The 18,305-nt window shown below is 72.0% G+C and carries 17 protein-coding genes; 10 read left to right on the top strand and 7 right to left on the bottom strand.

The window, feature by feature from the left end:
* Window positions 1–6: 6 nt before the first annotated feature.
* The 3 genes from FHS22_RS16045 to FHS22_RS16035 all read right to left on the bottom strand — a co-directional run bounded on the left by FHS22_RS16045 (window position 7) and on the right by FHS22_RS16035 (window position 5,646).
* Window positions 7–2,334 (bottom strand): hypothetical protein, encoded by a 2,328-nt coding sequence (locus FHS22_RS16045; protein WP_184942443.1) that lies wholly within the window; start codon window positions 2,332–2,334, stop codon window positions 7–9.
* Window positions 2,335–2,412: 78 nt separating this feature from the next.
* Window positions 2,413–4,662 carry a hypothetical protein gene (locus tag FHS22_RS16040; protein ID WP_184942442.1) on the bottom strand — a complete coding sequence of 750 codons (2,250 nt, stop codon included), beginning with the start codon at window positions 4,660–4,662 and terminating at the stop codon, window positions 2,413–2,415.
* 285 nt (window positions 4,663–4,947) lie between these two features.
* Window positions 4,948–5,646, bottom strand: coding sequence for a class I SAM-dependent methyltransferase (locus FHS22_RS16035; protein WP_184942441.1), 699 nt, complete (start codon window positions 5,644–5,646; stop codon window positions 4,948–4,950).
* Window positions 5,647–5,934: 288 nt separating this feature from the next.
* Between FHS22_RS16035 and FHS22_RS16030 the strand changes: the two genes are divergently transcribed.
* A complete protein-coding gene (locus FHS22_RS16030; RefSeq protein ID WP_184942440.1) occupies window positions 5,935–6,777 on the top strand; it encodes a polysaccharide deacetylase family protein in 843 nt (280 codons plus the stop codon).
* Here the strand turns inward: FHS22_RS16030 and FHS22_RS16025 are convergent.
* The 3 genes from FHS22_RS16025 to FHS22_RS16015 form a co-directional block, all read right to left on the bottom strand.
* A complete protein-coding gene (locus FHS22_RS16025; protein ID WP_184942438.1) occupies window positions 6,757–7,992 on the bottom strand; it encodes an acyltransferase family protein in 1,236 nt (411 codons plus the stop codon). The two genes, FHS22_RS16030 and FHS22_RS16025, sit on opposite strands and share 21 nt — an antisense overlap.
* Before the next feature lie 146 nt (window positions 7,993–8,138).
* Window positions 8,139–9,713, bottom strand: coding sequence for a glutamine-hydrolyzing GMP synthase (gene guaA, locus FHS22_RS16020; protein ID WP_184942436.1), 1,575 nt, complete (start codon window positions 9,711–9,713; stop codon window positions 8,139–8,141).
* 73 nt (window positions 9,714–9,786) lie between these two features.
* Complete coding sequence (locus tag FHS22_RS16015; RefSeq protein WP_184942434.1) at window positions 9,787–10,629, bottom strand: SDR family NAD(P)-dependent oxidoreductase; 843 nt, start codon at window positions 10,627–10,629, stop codon at window positions 9,787–9,789.
* Between the two features lie 81 nt (window positions 10,630–10,710).
* Between FHS22_RS16015 and FHS22_RS16010 the strand changes: the two genes are divergently transcribed.
* The 7 genes from FHS22_RS16010 to FHS22_RS15980 all read left to right on the top strand — a co-directional run bounded on the left by FHS22_RS16010 (window position 10,711) and on the right by FHS22_RS15980 (window position 14,696).
* The gene (locus tag FHS22_RS16010; protein WP_184942432.1) at window positions 10,711–11,457 is read left to right on the top strand and encodes an SDR family NAD(P)-dependent oxidoreductase; all 747 of its coding nucleotides are present in this window, start codon (window positions 10,711–10,713) and stop codon (window positions 11,455–11,457) included.
* A 187-nt stretch (window positions 11,458–11,644) separates the two neighbouring features.
* Window positions 11,645–11,881, top strand: coding sequence for a type II toxin-antitoxin system Phd/YefM family antitoxin (locus FHS22_RS16005; RefSeq protein ID WP_184942430.1), 237 nt, complete (start codon window positions 11,645–11,647; stop codon window positions 11,879–11,881).
* Window positions 11,882–12,295, top strand: a complete 414-nt coding sequence (locus FHS22_RS16000) for a type II toxin-antitoxin system VapC family toxin (RefSeq protein WP_184942429.1) — start codon at window positions 11,882–11,884, stop codon at window positions 12,293–12,295. It begins immediately after the preceding gene.
* Window positions 12,296–12,396: 101 nt separating this feature from the next.
* Entirely contained in the window at window positions 12,397–12,624 is a 228-nt protein-coding gene (locus tag FHS22_RS15995; RefSeq protein WP_260407973.1) for a hypothetical protein, read from the top strand.
* 104 nt (window positions 12,625–12,728) lie between these two features.
* Complete coding sequence (locus FHS22_RS15990; protein WP_184942427.1) at window positions 12,729–13,232, top strand: hypothetical protein; 504 nt, start codon at window positions 12,729–12,731, stop codon at window positions 13,230–13,232.
* On the top strand, window positions 13,220–13,798 hold the full coding sequence (locus FHS22_RS15985) for a hypothetical protein (RefSeq protein ID WP_184942425.1): 579 nt from the start codon (window positions 13,220–13,222) through the stop codon (window positions 13,796–13,798). Before FHS22_RS15990 ends, FHS22_RS15985 begins: the two co-directional genes overlap by 13 nt.
* 265 nt (window positions 13,799–14,063) lie before the next feature.
* On the top strand, window positions 14,064–14,696 hold the full coding sequence (locus FHS22_RS15980) for a DNA alkylation repair protein (protein WP_184942547.1): 633 nt from the start codon (window positions 14,064–14,066) through the stop codon (window positions 14,694–14,696).
* A 217-nt stretch (window positions 14,697–14,913) separates the two neighbouring features.
* On the opposite strand, the gene FHS22_RS15975 is transcribed toward FHS22_RS15980, so the two are convergent.
* Window positions 14,914–15,909 (bottom strand): LacI family DNA-binding transcriptional regulator, encoded by a 996-nt coding sequence (locus FHS22_RS15975; protein ID WP_184942423.1) that lies wholly within the window; start codon window positions 15,907–15,909, stop codon window positions 14,914–14,916.
* Between the two features lie 200 nt (window positions 15,910–16,109).
* Between FHS22_RS15975 and FHS22_RS15970 the strand changes: the two genes are divergently transcribed.
* Window positions 16,110–17,363: an MFS transporter gene (locus FHS22_RS15970; RefSeq protein ID WP_184942421.1), complete on the top strand. Its 1,254-nt coding sequence runs from the start codon at window positions 16,110–16,112 to the stop codon at window positions 17,361–17,363.
* A 35-nt stretch (window positions 17,364–17,398) separates the two neighbouring features.
* Window positions 17,399–18,103, top strand: coding sequence for an alpha/beta fold hydrolase (locus FHS22_RS15965; protein WP_184942419.1), 705 nt, complete (start codon window positions 17,399–17,401; stop codon window positions 18,101–18,103).
* The last annotated feature ends 202 nt before the right edge of the window (window positions 18,104–18,305 follow it).

The following is an 18,305-nucleotide window of genomic DNA, read 5'->3' as shown; positions in this document are numbered from 1 at the left end:
AAGCGGTCAGAGAGCCGGGCCGGCGCGTTCCGGTATCAGGTAGAGGGAGTAGCTCCCCCGGCGGGTCATCAGCTTCGCGAAGTCCGCCATCTGGTATTTCGGCTTCATCTGGCTCTCGTCGACGAAGAGCCAGCGCACCCCGTAACGCTGCTGGAGGCGGCCCACACTGAGCGGGGACGGCTCTTCGAAGGTCCGCTTGTTCGCTTCGAAGAGCCGTCGGTCCCAGAACGGCCTCTTCACGGGCTCACCCGGCTGCCAGCTCCGCAGGTTCGTCGGTGTGTACGTCCACCCTTCGAGCAGCACGCGCCGCTCGCTGAAGGCGGTCACCCAGAAGTGGACATGCCTGCACTCCTCCCGCTCGCCCCAGCGGCAGTGCGCGTTCGTGGCGACCAGCTCGTCCGTCTCCGAGTGCGCCCGCAGCCACCGCAGAACCGCCATGGCGTCCTGGAGCGCCCACGCGTTCACCAGCGGGCCGGTCCGGTTGTAGACGAGGCGGTCCCGTACGTTGCCGGGCAGGCTGAACGCGGTCAGCGCGACGGCCGTGAGCGCGCAGGCCCGCAGTCCCCCCACGGCGGCGGCCAGGACGGCGGTCAGCGCGACGACCGCGATCGTGAAGGCGATGTACGGCGGGTACAGGACGGCGTCCGACCGGCCCGGCCCCAGCGGGAGCGCGATCCCGAAGAGGGCGGGGACCGCCAAGGCCGCGGCGGCGCCGGCGGCGGCGGCCAGCACCGTCGCCCGGGCCGATGTCCCGGCCTGCCGTACCACCGCGATGAGCCCGCAGGCGGCGACGGCCGACAGGTACGGCAGCGCCGCCATCAGGAAGAAGAGCTGACTGAACCCGGGGTGGCCGAACAGCAGCGCCACCCCGAGGCCGGCGGCGCCGATGCCGAGCATGAGGGGCACGCCGGGGCGGGCCGGCAGCCGCGGCCGGCTCAGCAGGCCGAACACCCCCGCCCACGCGACCGCCCAGCACATCAGGTACAGCCCCGCCAGGCCGAGCACCGTGGTCTCCGCGGGCGCGCCCATGCCGCCTATCCGGTTCCAGCCCATGCGCATGAGGGAGAACGGGTCGAGGGCCATCCCCAGCTTCCCCCCGCCGAACAGCACGAGCTGCGCGAACGCCAGGCACACCGCCGTCGCCCCCAGCACCGCCACCGCCACCCGGGGAACCCGCCGCCGCCGGACCACCTCGACCGCGACCACCGCCACCAGCCCGGCACCCAGCAACGGCAGGTAGACCGACTTGGCCCCCATCACCGCCACCAGGAAGACCCCCAGCAGCACCCACCGGCCCCACCCGCCCCGCCCCCGCCCGAGCAGATCCAGCAGAAGCAGCACCACCGGCGCGAACAGCAACGCCCCGAACGTCTGCGTAGGACTCGTCCAGCCGATGTCCTGGATACCGCCGTAGGTGAGCAGCCAGTTGGGGCCCTGGTGCAGGTTCGGCGGCTTCAGGAAGACCGTGCCGACCACGGTCAGCACCCCGCCCAGCCACGACCCGGTGAGCCGCCGCCCGGTCACCCCCACCAGCACCAGCAACCCGGCCAGCATCGGCACCATGCCCAACCGGAACAGCAGCACCATCGGCTCGATCCCGGTCACCCAGCTCGCCGCGGCCAGATGCGCGTACACGAACCAGTGGTAGAGCAGCGGCTCACCGGCCACCGCCGGAACCGTCGGAGGCATGTGATGCCGCAGCTCACCGACCAGCGACAGGTGGTAGGGCATGTCTGCGCCGTTGGCCCAGAGGCCCGGCTGCGTGATGTCGTACCGGACGAAGACGTTCAGGGCGGGTCCGGCGATCAGGTAGGCCATGACCGCGGCGACGGACCACGACCACCACACCGGCGGGCGGGGACACGCACCGCGCCCCCTCCAGTGCCCGCGCAACCGCGGAACGGCCAGGAAGACCCCGTACGTCACCACCGGCCACGCCACCACCAGCAACGGCACCCCGGCCGCCCGGCCCCCGATGTAGACGAAGACCTCCACGGCGTACCCCAGCGCCGTCCCCGCCGCCAGCTCCTCCGCCAGCGTCCTGCGCCCGCCGAGCAGCGCCCGCAGGACCAGCACCCCGGGAACCGTCACCCCCACCACCAGATACCCGGCGAAGGAGGCCAGGTCCCGGACGGAGACGTCGTGGGAGACCAGAGCCGCCCCGATCAGGACCGTGACGAGCCCCGCCGGCAGCCACGCCCCCACCCGGAGCCGGCGCCGCCTCCGGTCCCGGGCGGAGTGCCTCGCGGTTCTCGGAGCGGGGTCCGCCCGGTGGACCGTCACGGATTCCGGCAGGCTCGCCGTCGAACCGGCGGCGGGAGGGGCTGCGTCCATGTGCGCAAGTCTGGTGACGCGCCCGTCTCGGCCAGGGACGGATGCCCATGCTTGACGGACGCTTTACCGGCGCCTTCCCTAAGGCTCCCGCTGCCCGGGCACGTCGGCGTCCGGCACCCTGTAGAGGGAGTAGTCACCCGACCGGAACCGGAGCCGCGCGGCCGTCTCCAGCCCCCGGCCCGGTCCCATCCGGCTCTCGTCGACGAAGAGCCAGCGCACCCCGTAGCGCTCCCGCAGGTCCCCCACCGTGCCGGGTGAGGGCTGGGTGAACACCCGCTTGTTCGCGAGGAACCGGTCATGGTCCCAGAACGGGTAGCTGTTCGGGCCGCCCGGCCGCCACTGCCTCAGATTGGCCGCGGTGTAGGCCCACCCCTCGAACAGGACCCGCCTCTCGGCGAAGGCGGAGACCCAGAAGCGCTTGGGGGGGCACGGGTCGGGAAGGTCCCAGGCGCAGTGGACGTTCGTGGCGACCAGCTCGTCCGGCCGTGAGTGCATGCGCAGCCACCGCAGGGCGTTCAGCGCCTTCGGCGGCATCACCTGGTCCTCCACCGGCCGGGAGTTCTGCTGGAAACCGGTCTTGGCGATGCGGTCGGCCATGACGAGGACCCGCTCGTTCACGTTGCCGGGCAGGCTGAGGGCGGTCAGCGCGACGGCCGTGAGCGCGCAGGCCCGCAGTCCCCCCACGGCGGCGGCCAGGACGGCGGTCAGCGCGACGACCGCGATCCCCAGGACGATGTACGGCCGGAAGAGGGCGGGGACCGCATGATCGGGATCGATGGGGACCTCCGCTCCGAAGAGGGCGGGGACCACGAAGGCCGCGGCGGCGCCGGCGGCGGCGGCCAGCACCGTCGCCCGGGCCGATGTCCCGGCCTGCCGTACCACCGCGATGAGCCCGCAGGCGGCGACGGCCGACAGGTACGGCAGCGCCGCCATCAGGAAGAAGAGCTGGCTCAGCCCGGGGTGGCCGAACAGCAGCGCCACCCCGAGGCCGGCGGCGCCGATGCCGAGCATGAGGGGCACGCCGGGGCGGGCCGGCAGCCGCGGCCGGCTCAGCAGGCCGAACACCCCCGCCCACGCGACCGCCCAGCACATCAGGTACAGCCCCGCGAACGCGGGTTCCAGCCCCGGCGGGAGAGCCGCCCCGCCTGCCGGGTCGACCAGTTTCACCCAGACCCACTGCATGAGCGAGAGCGGATCGACGTGCATCCCGAGCCGCGCGCCGCCGAACAGCACGAGCTGCGCGAACGCCAGGCACACCGCCGTCGCCCCCAGCACCGCCACCGCCACCCGGGGAACCCGCCGCCGCCGGACCACCTCGACCGCGACCACCGCCACCAGCCCGGCACCCAGCAACGGCAGGTAGACCGACTTGGCCCCCATCACCGCCACCAGGAAGACCCCCAGCAGCACCCACCGGCCCCACCCGCCCCGCCCCCGCCCGAGCAGATCCAGCAGAAGCAGCACCACCGGCGCGAACAGCAACGCCCCGAACGTCTGCGTAGGACTCGTCCAGGTGACGTCCTGGATACCGCCGTAGGTGAACGTCCAGTTGGGGCCCTGGTGCAGGTTCGGCGGCTTCAGGAAGACCGTGCCGACCACGGTCAGCACCCCGCCCAGCCACGACCCGGTGAGCCGCCGCCCGGTCACCCCCACCAGCACCAGCAACCCGGCCAGCATCGGCACCATGCCCAGCCGCAGCAGCAGCACCATCGGCTCGATCCCGGTCACCCAGCTCGCCGCGGCCAGATGCGCGTACACGAACCAGTGGTAGAGCAGCGGCTCACCGGCCACCGCCGGAACCGTCGGAGGCATGTGATGCCGCAGCTCACCGACCAGCGACAGGTGGTACAGCATGTCCGAGGCACCGGCCCAGACTCCCGGCTGCGTGACGGTGTAGGAGCGGAAGAACGACGTCGCGCTCAGGAGGGTCAGGTAGGCCATGACCGCGGCGACGGACCACGACCACCACACCGGCGGGCGGGGACACGCACCGCGCCCCCTCCAGTGCCCGCGCAACCGCGGAACGGCCAGGAAGACCCCGTACGTCACCACCGGCCACGCCACCACCAGCAACGGCACCCCGGCCGCCCGGCCCCCGATGTAGACGAAGACCTCCACGGCGTACCCCAGCGCCGTCCCCGCCGCCAGCTCCTCCGCCAGCGTCCTGCGCCCGCCGAGCAGCGCCCGCAGGACCAGCACCCCGGGAACCGTCACCCCCACCACCAGATACCCGGCGAACGCCGCCGTATCGGAGGGGGCGACCCCGTAGACCTCCAGCACGACCGCGAGGAACGCCGCCAGGGACACCGCCGGGAGCCATCGCCACACCTGCGCAACCGGCGATCTCCCGCGGAGCGGCCCCCCGTGCTCCGGGCCGGCGTCCGCCGGATTCCTCTCCGCGGGCCGCAGCGGTTCCGACGCGGGATCGCCGACAGGCAAGGCTGTGTCCATGCGCGCAAGTCTGGTGAGGCGCCCGCCCCGGCCGGGCGCGGATGCCCATGCTTGGCGATGCCTTTACGTCCCCGTTGCCCGCGGCGGGCGGCCGTCCGGTCCGCGGGACGGCGGAGCCCGCCCGGCACCGCCCGGCGGGTTCAGGCGGGCTTCGGGCGGGCTTCAGGCGGGCTTGTGCGCGCGGAGGAACAGGGAGACCCCGCGCATGGATCTCACCGGGAGGTACCGCTCCAGCATGATGACCCCGGCCAGGGCCTTGTTGACGATCCACGGCAGCTCGGTCAGGTCGTTGCCCTCGCTGTTCCGCCTGCGAAGGGCGACGACGGGCCGCAGGAGCACGTTCCAGCTCCAGACCCGGTCGACCACCAGCCCGGACTTCTCGATGAGCCCGACGAGTTCTTCCCGGGTGTAGCGGCGCACGTGTCCCACCGCGTCGTCGTGTGCGGACCACAGGGCCATGTCGCACGGCACGGCGATCAGGGCCGTGCCTCCGGGCTTGAGGACACGGGCGATCTCCTCCGCCGCGAGGTGGTCCTCCACGATGTGCTCCAGGACGTCGAAAGCGGTGACGACCTCGAAGTCCCCGGTCTGCAGCGGAAGGTCGCGGGCATCGGCGTGCATGGCGTTCAGCCCGCGTTGGACGGCCGCCGCCACCGCCGCTTCGGAGTAGTCGACGACCAGGGCGTCGTAGCCGTGGCGGGCCAGCACGCGGGTGTTGCCTCCCCCCGCCGCACCGATGTCCAGCGCCCTACCCCGGGGAGGAAGGCCCCGCAGTTCCCGGCGCAGGATCGCCCGGCGCTCACGGAACCACCAGTGGCGGTCTTCGAGCTCGACCAGCCGGGAGATGTCGATGTCGTGCATGGGATTCGCCTGTCTGTTCAGCACACGCGGCCATGTGAGAGCGGGAAGCCCCCGCGACTCGCGCACAATGCTCACGCCGGAGGAGAACCGACTCAGGTGGATCGGGATCCGCGTACGGTGCCGTGACGCATCCTTTACCGGCCGCCGCCAGAGAGCCTCCCATTCGGGACGGAACCCCTCTCACCGGGACTTTCACAGGACATCGTGACGCTCCCGCCTCAGAAAACGACAGGTGCCTCGATAGGATGCCCACTCGACCGACGTCGATACGACCCGGAGTTCACCCTCATGAAGTCCCCCGCCCGAATGATCCTCGCGACCGGCTGCGCCCTCGGCCTGCTGTCAGCGCCGACCGCCGCCTGGAGCGCGGAGCAGCCCAGGCCGGCGGCCACGACCACCCCCAAGCCCGCGGCGAAGCCCTCCGCCAAGGCCAAGTCCGTCGACTGCACGAAGGTCAAGTGCATCGCGCTCACCTTCGACGACGGTCCCGGCAAGTACGCCGACAAGCTGCTCGACACCCTCAAGAAGCACGACGCCAAGGCCACGTTCTTCCTTGAGGGCCAGTACGTGAAGGCGCGCCCCGCCTTCGCCAAGCGCATGGTCGTCGAGGGCCACGACATCGGCAACCACAGCTACACCCACCCGAAGTTCACCGAGACCTCCGCGGAGAAGATCCGCGAGGAGCTCCAGAAGACGCAGGACGTCGTCAAGCAGGCCACCGGCAAGTACCCGACGACGATCCGCCCGCCGTACGGCCTGCTCGACGACGACACCAGGGTCATCGCGACCGAGATGAAGATGCCGATCGTCCTGTGGAACGGCGGCTCACGCGACTGGGCGACCAGGAACGAGAAGGCCATCTACGACGAGGTGCTCAAGAACGCCAGGCGTGACGGCGTCATCCTCATGCACGACTGGGTCGCACAGACCGTCACGGTGATGCCGAAGCTCCTGACCGAGCTGAAGAAGCGGGGCTACCACGTCGTCGCGGTCTCCTCCCTCCCCGGCACGAAGAGCCTGAAGCCCGGCGAGGTCTACCCCGCCGGTTCCGAGAAGGACGGGGACCTCTCCACGGACTCTCCCACCGCGGACCAGAACGCCTCTGCGGAGTCACCCTCCGACGGCAGCTGAGCGGTCGCCGGCGGTCTCCGGACCGCCGGCACCCGCCCGCGCTCTCCGGGCGATCCGCCGCCCCAGGTTCTGCATCGGCAGCTCGACGCAGCGGTAGGTGATCCAGCTCAGCCCCAGGACCAGCGCCACGAATCCCGCCGTCAGTCCCAGCTGCGCCGCCGTCCCCATGCTCCGCACGTCCCCGAGTACGGCGTGCGCCGCCCGCAGCAGCGGGTGGTGCAGCAGGTAGACCGAGTAGCTGATCAGCCCGAGCCAGACCAGGAACCGGGGGAAGCGGCGCCGGCGCAGGGCCATCGCGCCCGCGAAGGTCGCCCCGGCCAGCGCCATCGTGGTGGTCCACACGCCGGGCTGGACCCACCACCAGCCCGCCTGGTCCGACCAGACCGGGGCCAGCGCCACCAGCGCGGTCGCGGCGGCCACCGGCCGCAGACTCCCGGTGCCCTGCTCCCAGCGGCGGATCGCGGTCCCGGTGAACATCACCGCCAGGATCGCCGCCCCGAGCCAGGGCACGAAGCCGCCGAGGAGCAGCAGCACCACGGCCATCAGTCCCAGCACGACGGCGGCCGCCGTACGGAACCGCCCGGTGAGCAGGCAGACCATGCCCGCGACGAACACGGCGCCCGACACGTACGCGGGCTGGAACCCCGTGAGCAGCGGCCCGGTGAGCACCAGCCCGGCCCCGACCGCCACCGCGCCGGCCCCGACCGCGAGGGTCCCGCTGCGCAGGTGCAGGCCGCGCACGAACAGCGCGGTGACCAGCAGGTAGAAGACCATCTCGTAGGAGAGGGTCCACATGGTGTCGGCCAGGCCGCCCAGGTGGACCACGTCCAGCAGCATCGTCAGGTGCGCCGAGACCGAGGCGAGGTCACGCGGCACCTCCTGGCGGACCGGCAGCCAGAGCGCCATCACCAGGACCCCGGCGGCGACCAGCAGGTAGATCGGGTACAGCCGGAAGATCCGGCTGATCCAGAATGCCCGCACGTCTCCGCGCCCCTCCAGCGAGACGGGGATGATGTACCCGCTGACCAGGAAGAACACCAGGACGCCGTACATGCCGAGGTTGAACCAGTACGGCCGGAGCTGGGGCATGAACCAGGGCAGCAGGTGCTCCAGCAGGACCGCGACGGCGCCGACGCCGCGGAGCGCGTCCAGCCAGGCCAGGCGGGTGGCACCCGCGGATCGTGCGGGCCGGGCGGGTGCGGCGGTCGTTGACACCCGGCCTAACTTACCTGGACCCACTCCATGAAACGGGACTAACACCCATTCCGTACTGGATACGGCCCAAGAGAGGACGGGTCAGTGGTGCGCGCCGCCGCGGGGGCAGCGGCGCGGCCCGGGGAGAGCCGCGCCCTCCGCCGCCCCTACTCCCACTCGATGGTGCCCGGCGGCTTGCTCGTCACGTCGAGCACCACCCGGTTGACCTCGCGGACCTCGTTGGTGATCCGGGTGGAGATGCGGGCGAGCACGTCGTACGGCACGCGCGACCAGTCGGCGGTCATCGCGTCCTCGCTGGAGACGGGGCGCAGCACGATCGGGTGGCCGTAGGTGCGGCCGTCGCCCTGCACGCCCACCGAGCGCACGTCGGCGAGCAGCACGACCGGGCACTGCCAGATCTCCCGGTCGAGGCCGGCCCGGGAGAGCTCCTCGCGGGCGATGGCGTCGGCCTCGCGGAGGATCTCCAGGCGCTCGCGGCTGACCGCGCCGACGATGCGGATGCCGAGGCCCGGGCCGGGGAACGGCTGGCGCCAGACCATGGCGGCGGGCAGGCCGAGCTCCTCGCCCGCCCGGCGGACCTCGTCCTTGAACAGTGCGCGGAGCGGCTCGACCAGCTGGAACTGCAGGTCGTCGGGGAGGCCGCCGACGTTGTGGTGGGACTTGATGTTGGCGGTGCCGGTGCCGCCGCCGGACTCGACCACGTCGGGGTAGAGGGTGCCCTGGACCAGGAAGTCGACCGGGCCGTCGGCGATGATGGCGCGCTGCTCGTCCTCGAAGACCCGGATGAACTCGCGACCGATGATCTTGCGCTTCTCCTCGGGGTCGGTGACGCCGTCGAGCGCCTTGAGGAAGCGCTCCTGGGCGTCCACCACGCGGAGCTTGACGCTGGTGGCGGCGACGAAGTCGCGCTCGACCTGCTCGGCCTCGCCCTTGCGCAGCAGGCCGTGGTCGACGAAGACGCAGGTCAGGCGGTCGCCGATGGCGCGCTGCACGATGGCGGCGGCGACCGCGGAGTCCACGCCGCCGGACAGGCCGCAGATGGCGCGGCCCTCCGGGCCGATCTGGGCGCGGACCGCCTCCACCGCGTCCTCGACGATGTTGAGCATCGTCCAGGAGGGCCGGCAGCCCGCGGCGTCGAGGAAGTGCTTGAGCACGGCCTGGCCGTGCTCGGAGTGCAGCACCTCGGGGTGGAACTGCACGCCGTACAGGCCCTTGACCGGGTGCTCGAAGGCGGCGACCGGGGTGTCGGCGGTGAAGGCGGTGACGTCGAAGCCCTCGGGGGCGGCGGCGACGCTGTCGCCGTGGGACATCCAGACCGACTGCCGGGCGGGGAGGCCGGCGAAGAGGACGCCCTCCTGGGAGACGTCGAGCCGCGTGCCGCCGTACTCGGCGACGCCGGTCTGGGCCACCCGGCCGCCGAGCGCCTGGGCCATGGCCTGGAAGCCGTAGCAGATGCCGAAGGTCGGCACCCCGGTCTCGAACAGGCCGTCGGGCACCGCCGGGGCGCCTTCGGCGTAGACCGACGAGGGGCCGCCGGACAGGATGATGGCCTTGGGCTTCTTGGCCATCATCTCCGCCACCGGCATCGTCGAGGGGACGATCTCGGAGTAGACGTGGCATTCGCGCACCCGTCGCGCGATCAGCTGCGCGTACTGCGCGCCGAAGTCCACAACCAGGACCGTGTCGAACAACGGGTCGAACTCTGACACCAAGACCCCCATAGGAAAGCGCAGCGGTGGTCTCAGTCTATCGGCGCCCGTTCAGGGAGTCGCTCGTGGCCGGATGCCGCCCGCCTCACTCGTAGACGGGCAGTTCGGGCAGCGCGCCCGCGAGCAGGGCTTCGGTCTGCGCGCGCAGGCCGTCGGCGTAGCGGGGGTGGGTGAGGACCAGGAAGCGCTCCTCGCGGATGGCGTCCACCGCGGCCGCGGCCACCTCGGCGGGGTCGATGCCCCGCTCCACCAGGCCGTCGATCACGCCGACCGAGGCCGCCTCGTCCTCGGTCCGCCCGGCGACGAGCAGGTTCTCCGGCCGGACCCGCTCCGACCGGTTGATCCCCGTACGCACCCCGCCGGGGCAGAGCGCCGTCACCCGGATCCTGGATCCGGACATGAGCAGGTCCTGGGCCAGGGACTGGGAGGCGGCGAAGGCGGCGTACTTGGAGACCGAGTAGCCCCCGGCGAGCGGCGCGGCGAACAGCCCGGCCACCGAGACCGTGTTCACGATGTGCCCCTCGCCCTCCTGGGCGATCATGCGGGGCACGAAGGACTGGATGCCGTGGAGCGTGCCCCACAGGTTCACGCCGAGCAGCCAGGTGAAGTCCTCCGGCTCGCGGGTCCACATCTGGCCGCCCTGGAACACCCCGGCGTTGTTGCAGAGGACGTGGACCGCGCCGAGTTCGCCGAAGGCCCGGTCGGCCAGGTGCCGTACGGCCGCCGCGTCCGAGACGTCGGTGATCTGCGTGAGGACCGCCGCGCCGGTGGAGGACTCCAGCTCGGAGGCGGTCTCGGCCAGGCCGCCCGGGTCCACGTCGGCGAGCATGAGGGACATGCCCTCCGCGGCCAGCCGTGCGGCGAGCGCCCGGCCGATGCCGCTGCCCGCTCCGGTGACGACCGCGACCTTGCCCGACAGTTCCCGCATCCCGGCCTCCGTCATTTTCACCTAGCGCTAGGTTGGTACCCCAAGCTAGCGTGAGGACCACCACACGTCGAGGAGGTCATCATGCCCACGACCGGGGTCGTCGTCACCGGTGGCGCGTCGGGGATCGGGCGGGCCTGCGCGCTGGCGCTCGCCGCGGCCGGGCGGCCGGTCGCCGTCTGGGACCTCGACGGGGCGGGCGCGGAGGAGACGGCCTCCCTCGCCGCGGCGAGCGGCGCGGCCGCCGTCGGCGTGGCGGTCGACGTCACCGACTCCCCGTCCTTCCCCGCCGCGGTCGCCGCCACCCGCGACGCCCTCGGCTCGATCGGCGGCCTGGTGCACGCGGCCGGGATCGCCGGGCCCCGGACGATCGGCGAGCTCGACGAGGACGCCTGGGACGCGGTGCTCGACGTCAACCTGCGCGCCCACGCCCTGCTGACCAGGGCGCTCCTGGGCGACCTGCGGCAGCACGAGGGCTCGGCGATCGTGGGCGTCTCCTCGATCGAGGGGCTGGTCGGCCAGGCGTTCGTCCCCGCCTACTGCTCCTCCAAGGCGGGCCTGCTCGGCCTGACCCGGTCCATGGCCCACGAGCTGGCCCCGATCCGGGTCAACGCGGTCTGCCCCGGCTACATCGACACCCCGATGCTCGCCGCCGCCACCGGCGCCGACCCCGGCTTCATGGAGGCGTTCAAGAAGAAGGCGGTCTCCGGCCGCCTGGGCCGCCCCGAGGAGGTCGCGGCGGCCGTGCGGTTCCTGATGGGCGACGAGGCGTCCTTCATCACCGGCGCCCATCTGGTCGTGGACGGCGGCGCCACCGCGATCGACCGCTGACCGCCATCCGGCGAGACGCGGCCCGTCGGAAAGAGAGCCCGCGAGCGGGGTCATTGTGTTCTGCGCCGTGACCGGCCGAAGACGCCAAGAACCACGACAGGCAAGCGCCGCTACTATTCGTGATTAACACTGCACGGACAGCGATAATCGCTTAAAATTCAGACTAGTCTTAGACTAGACTATTGCTATGGAGTCAGTAGGAGCGTACGACGCCAAGACGCATCTGCCTCGACTGCTCGACGAGGTGGCCGCCGGAAAGACCATCATGATCACTAAGCATGGGACCCCAGTCGCCCGGTTGACCCCCGCACAGGGCGAGGTGCCTCGCTCCGAGGATGTGATCAGCGCCCTCAGGCACGCCCGGCGTGGTGTCACCCTCGGCGACACCACGATCAGGGAGCTGATCCAGGAAGGGCGGCGCTGAATGCCGGTGGTAGTCGACGCGTCCGTCGCGCTCGCCTGGTGTTTCGAGGACAAGGCGACATCCGAGACGGAGTCCGTCCTCGACCTGGTCGGCAGGGAGACAGCGGTCGTCCCGCCGATCTGGGAGCTCGAGATGGCCAACGTGCTGCTGGGCGCCGAGAAACGGGGACGGCTGAGCGAGTTCCAGGCGGCGAGGTTCGTCACGCTGCTGGGACAGCTCCCGATCACGGTCGACCCGGGGCCGTCGGATATCAGGTCCATCCTCTCCGCGGGGCGTCGCCACGGCCTGACCTCCTACGACGCCGCTTATCTCCTGCTCGCCGAACGGGAGGGGCTGGAACTCGCCACACTGGACGCCGCTCTCGTCTCAGCCGCGAAGACAGCGGGCGTCCCCCTGGTCATCCAGTCCGACTAACCCGGCTCGACCGGCACCGCACACCCCCTTTTAAGGGTGTGGCCGAGGAGACTCAGACGGTGTGGAAGCGCTTGAGGGGACGGGGTGGCTACGCCCGCACCGTGCCAGACCGCCACGGTTTTCCCCGGCTGCGACTGCCCCGGACCAAGCAGGTGCACGGGTTCGCCACCGGCGACCTGGTCCGCGCAGTTGTCCCGGCCGGTAAGAAGGCCGGGGTGTACACCGGGCGGGTCGCGGTCCGCACCTCCGGATATTTCAACATCACCACCCGTCAGGGTAGGGCGCAGGGCATCGCTCACCGTCATGTACGGCTGCTGCACCGCGATTGAGGAGGCCTCCGCGTAGGGGCAGTCGGGGAGCGGTCCGCGGTCCAGTGCGGCCGGCCCCGGCCGCACGTCCGGGAAATGTCAGTGGCGTCTGGCACCGTACGGCCATGGCCCAACCCCTCAAAGAGATGATCAATGCCGCCTCCGTGGGCGTGCTCGCCGACGGCGTGGCCGCGGCCTGGGCGCCGTTCCCCCGCGACCGGTTCGTCTCGGAGGCCGCAGCCGGGCTGGAGGGGCTGGAGCTGAAGGACCGCGTCCGGCACGCCGCGCGGGCGCTCGACGCCGCGCTGGCGCTGCCGTTCCCCCGCGCCGCCGAGGTCCTGCGGGACGCCGCGGCCCGCACCCGGCTGGACATGTGGAGCGGCTGGCCCGCCACCGAGTACGTCGGCCTGCGCGGGCTCGGCCACCTCGACGAGGCGATGGCGACGCTCGCCGCGCTCACTCCGTACGCCACGGGGGAGTTCGCGGTCCGCCCCTACCTGGACCGCCACCGGGACGACGCGCTGAAGATCATGTACGGCTGGGCGGAGTCGGACGACGAGCACGTGCGGCGGCTGGCCTCGGAGGGCTCGCGGCCCCGGCTGCCGTGGGGGCGCGGGTGCGCTGGCTGATGGAGCCCGGACCCACCCTGCCGATCCTCGACCGGCTCCGCGACGATCCCAGCGAGTACGTCCGGCGCTCGGTCGCCAACCACGTCAACGACCTCGCCAAGGACCACCCGGAGGTCGCGGTCGGGCTGCTCGCCCGCTGGCGCTCCGAGGGCGGCTCCCACGTCGAGAAGGTGCTGCGCCACGCGGTGCGCGGCCTGCTGCGCACCGGGCACCCCGGCGGTCTGGAGCTGGTCGGCGCCGCCCCGGGCGGCGGGTCGGTCGAGACGCTGGCGCTGGAGGCCGACCTGGTCGCGATCGGCGACCGCCTCCGGTTCACGGTCACGGTCCGCGCCGGCTCCCCCGGCCCGCTCGTGCTCAAGTACGCCGTCCGGCGCGAGGGATCGCGGCGCGTCTTCCATCTCGGCGAACGCCGCGCAGAGACCCCGGGCCAGGTCCTCACGGTGGCGAAGTCGCACTCGTTCCGCCCGGTGACCACCAGGACCGAGCCGCCGGGCCCCCGCGTCCTGGAGATCATCGTCAACGGCGCGGTCCGTGCGAGCGCCCCCTTCGCCCTGACGCAGGCTTGACTTCCTCCCCACGCCTGAAGGCGGGGGTCTCCACGCTCAAAGGAGATTCGATGAGGGCCGCCCCCCTCCGAGGGGTCACGGCCTGCCGGGCAGGAATGCCGATGACGCCCCTGGTGGCGGGGGATCACAGCCTCCGAAGCGGCGTGTACGGCGGGAGCCCGGCTCCCGCCGTAGTCTGAATCCCGTACCTGACGGACAGGAGACCGAGGTGGCCGAGACGACGCCGACCGGGACGACGGTGGCCGGGACGACGGTGGCCGCAGTGATGACCGAGCTGGCCGGGCTCGAGGACCCCAGGGCACGCGCGGTGAACGAGAGGCACGGTGACGATCACGGTGTGAACCTCGGCAGGCTGCGCGCGCTCGCCAAGCGGCTGAAGACGCAGCAGGAGCTCGCGCGCCGGCTCTGGGAGACGGGTGACACCGCAGCGAGACTGCTGGCGATCCTGGTCTGCCGTCCGAAGGCGTTCGAGCGCGGCGAGCTGGACGCCATGCTGCGCGAGGCGCGCACGCCCAAGGTGCACGACTGGCTCGTGAACTACGTGGTGAAGAAGAGCCCGCACGCCGAAGAACTGCGCCTGGCCTGGTTCGCCGATCCGGATCCGGTGGTCGCGAGTGCGGGCTGGGCGCTGACCACCGAGCGCGTGGCGAAGAAGCCCGAGGGCCTCGACCTCGCAGGGCTGCTCGACGTCATCGAGGCGGAGATGAAAGACGCCCCGGATCGCCTGCAGTGGGCGATGAACCACTGCCTGGCCCAGATCGGGATCGAGCACGCCGAGCACCGCGCCCGTGCGATCGGCATCGGTGAGCGCCTGGAGGTGCTCAAGGACTACCCGACCTCCCCCGGCTGCACGTCCCCGTTCGCGCCCGTCTGGATCACCGAGATGGTGCGCCGGTAGCACGGCGGGACGGTGGCCCGTCCGGCGGGCCGGCGGGCAGACGAGGGCGGCGGAAGCGGACCGGTCCGCCGTTCGACGCGAGCGGGCCGGTCGAGGTGCCGAAGGCGCTCGTCCCGGGCCGCTGCGACCTGGAGCAGGGCCACGCCGTCCACGTGGAGTCCAAACGTCCGGGTACGGCACCGGCCGGCCTGAGCCGCGAACGCCCCGGGCCTCCGGGTCAGGACGACTCCCGGACGACCAGGGTGGCGGTCCACGGGTCGATCCGGTCCGGCGCGGCGGAGTCACCCGCCTCCATGAGCTCCTCCAGCCGCTGGACGATCAGCGAAGGGGCCATGGAGACGTCCAGTCTGACCGTGGTCAGCCTCGGGCGCAGCAGGGCCGCCAGCGGCAGGTCGTCGCAGCCGACGACCCTCAGGTCGCCGGGGACCGCCACCCCCGCGTCGCGCAGCACCGCCATCAGCAGCATGGCGTAGTCGTCGTTGTAGGCGAACACGCCGTCCACGCTCCGCCACAGGTCGAGCAGGGCCGCGGCGCCGTCCTCGCGGAAGGGGAGGTCGGCCCTGGTCACCGGGACCCCCCTGGCCTGCGCGGCCTGCAGGGCCCCGGCCAGCCGGTGCTCGCCCATCTCCCGCAGGCCGGTCTCGGTGGGGACGACCGCGGCGAGCCGGCGGCAGCCGCGGTCGATCAGATGGCCCGCCGCGAGGGCCCCCACCCCCGCGTGGTCGAGCACGACGCTCGGGACCACGGCCGAGGGCCGGTTCCCGATGGCGACGACCGCCCTGACCCCGGCCGAGCGCAGCACGTCCACGGCCTGGCGGCTGAGCTTCCCCGCCCCGGCCACCACCGCGACCGGCCGCAGCTCGGCCCAGGCGCGGGCGGCCGGCACGCCCCTCAGCCGGCGGGCGCCGTACTGGACCAGGGTGTAGCCGCGGCGGGAGAGCTCCCGGTCGAGCCCTTCCAGGGCGCCGACGGCCAGCGGGCCGTACGGGAGGTCCTCCATGGACATCAGGACCAGCCCGCTCCGCCCGGTGCGCAGCGTGCGCGCACCGGCGTGCGGCACGTATCCGAGCCGGTCGGCGGCCTCGCGCACGCGGGCCCGGGTCTCGTCGCTGATCCTCGTGCCCGGCCGGTCGGTGAGGACGTAGGAGACGGTGGCCTGGGACACCCCGGCCAGCCGGGCGACGTCGAGACTGGTGGGGGGCTTGGCGTTCATCGACTCCCATTCTGGCCGGTGCGCGCCGCGCGCCCGCCACGGCCGCGCATCCGCCTGCCGCGATGCCGCACGGCACCGTTACAGAATTTTGCTCTTGTCGCCTCGGTTCACCGGATGCTATCAACTGCTTATACGTATAACCATCGCGTCACCCCCCTGTGAACAGCGCGAAAGGAACCCCCCATGCCGACGAGCCGCACATGAGCACCGTCAAGACTCCCCCCACCGAGGCCGGCAGGGACGGCCTGCCCAAGCTCCTGACCGTCCTGGGCGTCTCCAACGCCGTCATGTTCGCGCTCTACCTGGGCGTCGGCGGCCTGCTCGTGCAGACCCAGATCGCCGAGATCGACCCGGAGAACAAGGTCGCCAACGTCGCCCTGGTCGCCGGGGTCAGCGCCGTCTTCGCCACGGTCTTCAATCCCGTGGGCGGCATGCTCTCGGACCGGACCCGCTCCCGGTGGGGGCGGCGCAACCCGTGGATCCTCGGCGGGGCCCTCGCCGCGCTGGCCACCATGCTGCTGATGAGCCAGGTCTCGACCATCCCGATGATCCTGCTCGGCTGGTCGCTGGCCCAGGCGATGATGAACCTCTACCAGGCCGCGCTGACCGCGATCGTCCCCGACCGGGTGCCGGAGGAGCGGCGGGGCACCGCCTCGGCGGTCATCGCCGTGGCCACCTCTGTCGGCATCATGGCCGGCACCCAGGCCGCGGCGTTCTTCGTGGCCGACATCTCCCTCGGCTACCTGGTCTTCGGCTCGGCCGTGGTGCTCGGCGCGCTCCTGGTCGTCTCCACCACCCACGACCCCCGCCCGGGCGAGTACGAGGTCGCGGAGCGGCCCCGGGTCTCCCTGGCCACCTCCGTCCGGGACTTCCTCTCGGCACTCGCGCACCGCGACTTCATGTGGGTCTTCCTCGGCCGCGCCCTGATCATCCTCGGCTACTTCATGGTGCTGCTGTTCGCGCTGTTCATCTTCCAGGACTACATCGGGCTGCCCAAGGAGGACGCTCCCCAGGCCGTCGCGACGGTCACCGTCGTCTCCACCCTGGCCGCGATGGTCGCGGCGGTCGTCTGCGGGCCGCTCTCGGACCGGCTGAACCGGCGCAAGCTCTTCGTCACCGTCTCGGGCCTGGTCACCGCCGTCTCGATGCTGCTCCCGCTGCTCTGGCCGACGATGACCTCGATGCTCGTCTACGCGGTCATCCACGGTGCCGCGTTCGGCGCCTACGGCGCGGTGGACATGGCCATCGTCACCCTGGTGCTGCCCAGCAAGGGCGACGCCGCCCGCGACATGGGGATCCTCAACATCGCCAACGCCGGCCCGCAGATGATCGCGCCGTTCATCGCGGGGTCGATCGTGACCGCCTTCGGCGGCTACAGCGCGCTCTGGGTCGCCGCGATCGCCATCTCGCTGGCGGGAGCGGTCGCCGTCCTCCCCATCAGATCGGTCCGGTAGAAACAGTTCAAACCGTAAGAGAAGAGAGATCCCGGATGAAGCTGAACACGCGTGAGTGGGGATCCGGCGACCGGGTCGCCGTGCTGATCCACGGCATCATGGCCAGCTCCCTGTGCTGGTGGCGGGTGGGACCCGTGCTGGCGGAGCGGGGCTACCGGGTCGTCGCGGTGGACCTGCCCGGGCACGGTGACAGCCCGCGCAGCGCGGACCCGGCGGACTACACCCCCGAGGCGCTCGCCGCCTCGGTGCTGGAGTCGGTGCCCGCCGCGCCGGAGCTGGCGGTCGGCCACTCGCTCGGCGGTCTGGTGCTCGGCCTCGCGGTGGAGCGGCTGCGGCCCGGCCGGGCGATCTACTCCGACCCGGCCTTCCGGCTGCCGGCGATCAACGGCACGCCGATGACCGACCTGTTCGTCCAGGGCAAGAACGCCACCCGCGAGCAGATCGCGGCCATGCAGCCCGGCTGGCCGGCCGACGAGGTCGAGGTCGAGCTGGAGATGCTCAAGGGCTGGGACACCGGCACCGCGCTCGCGCTGGGCCCGTCCTGCGGCCTGGACCTCACCCCCGGGCCGGTGGTCCCGTCCATGGTCCAGCTCGCCGACCCCAGCTTCCTCGTCCCGCCGGACTTCGCCACCGAGCTGAAGGAGAAGGGCTTCGAGGTCAGGACCGTCACCGGCGCCGGGCACACCATCCACCGGCACCTGTACGACGACTTCATGGCCTCGGTCGACGACTGGCTCTGACGATCCGACCCGCCGTACGGCTTGCATGCGGATCTCCTGGGCTCTCGGCCGCGTAACCAAATGTAACCAGGGCCCGGTTACATTTGGCCGGGCCCCAGTTACATTTCACCCTCTTCCAGTTACATTTCAGCGGGATCCAGTTGCATTTCCCTGGGTTCCGGTTGCATTTGCGCGAGCAACGCACCGGGGTGATGCCCCCAGT

This window comes from Thiemannella venezuelensis, assembly GCF_014203605.1.
Taxonomy (GTDB): Bacteria; Actinomycetota; Actinomycetes; order Streptosporangiales; family Streptosporangiaceae; genus Planomonospora_A; species Planomonospora_A venezuelensis.
This window is presented reverse-complemented; position numbering and strand designations above follow the sequence as displayed.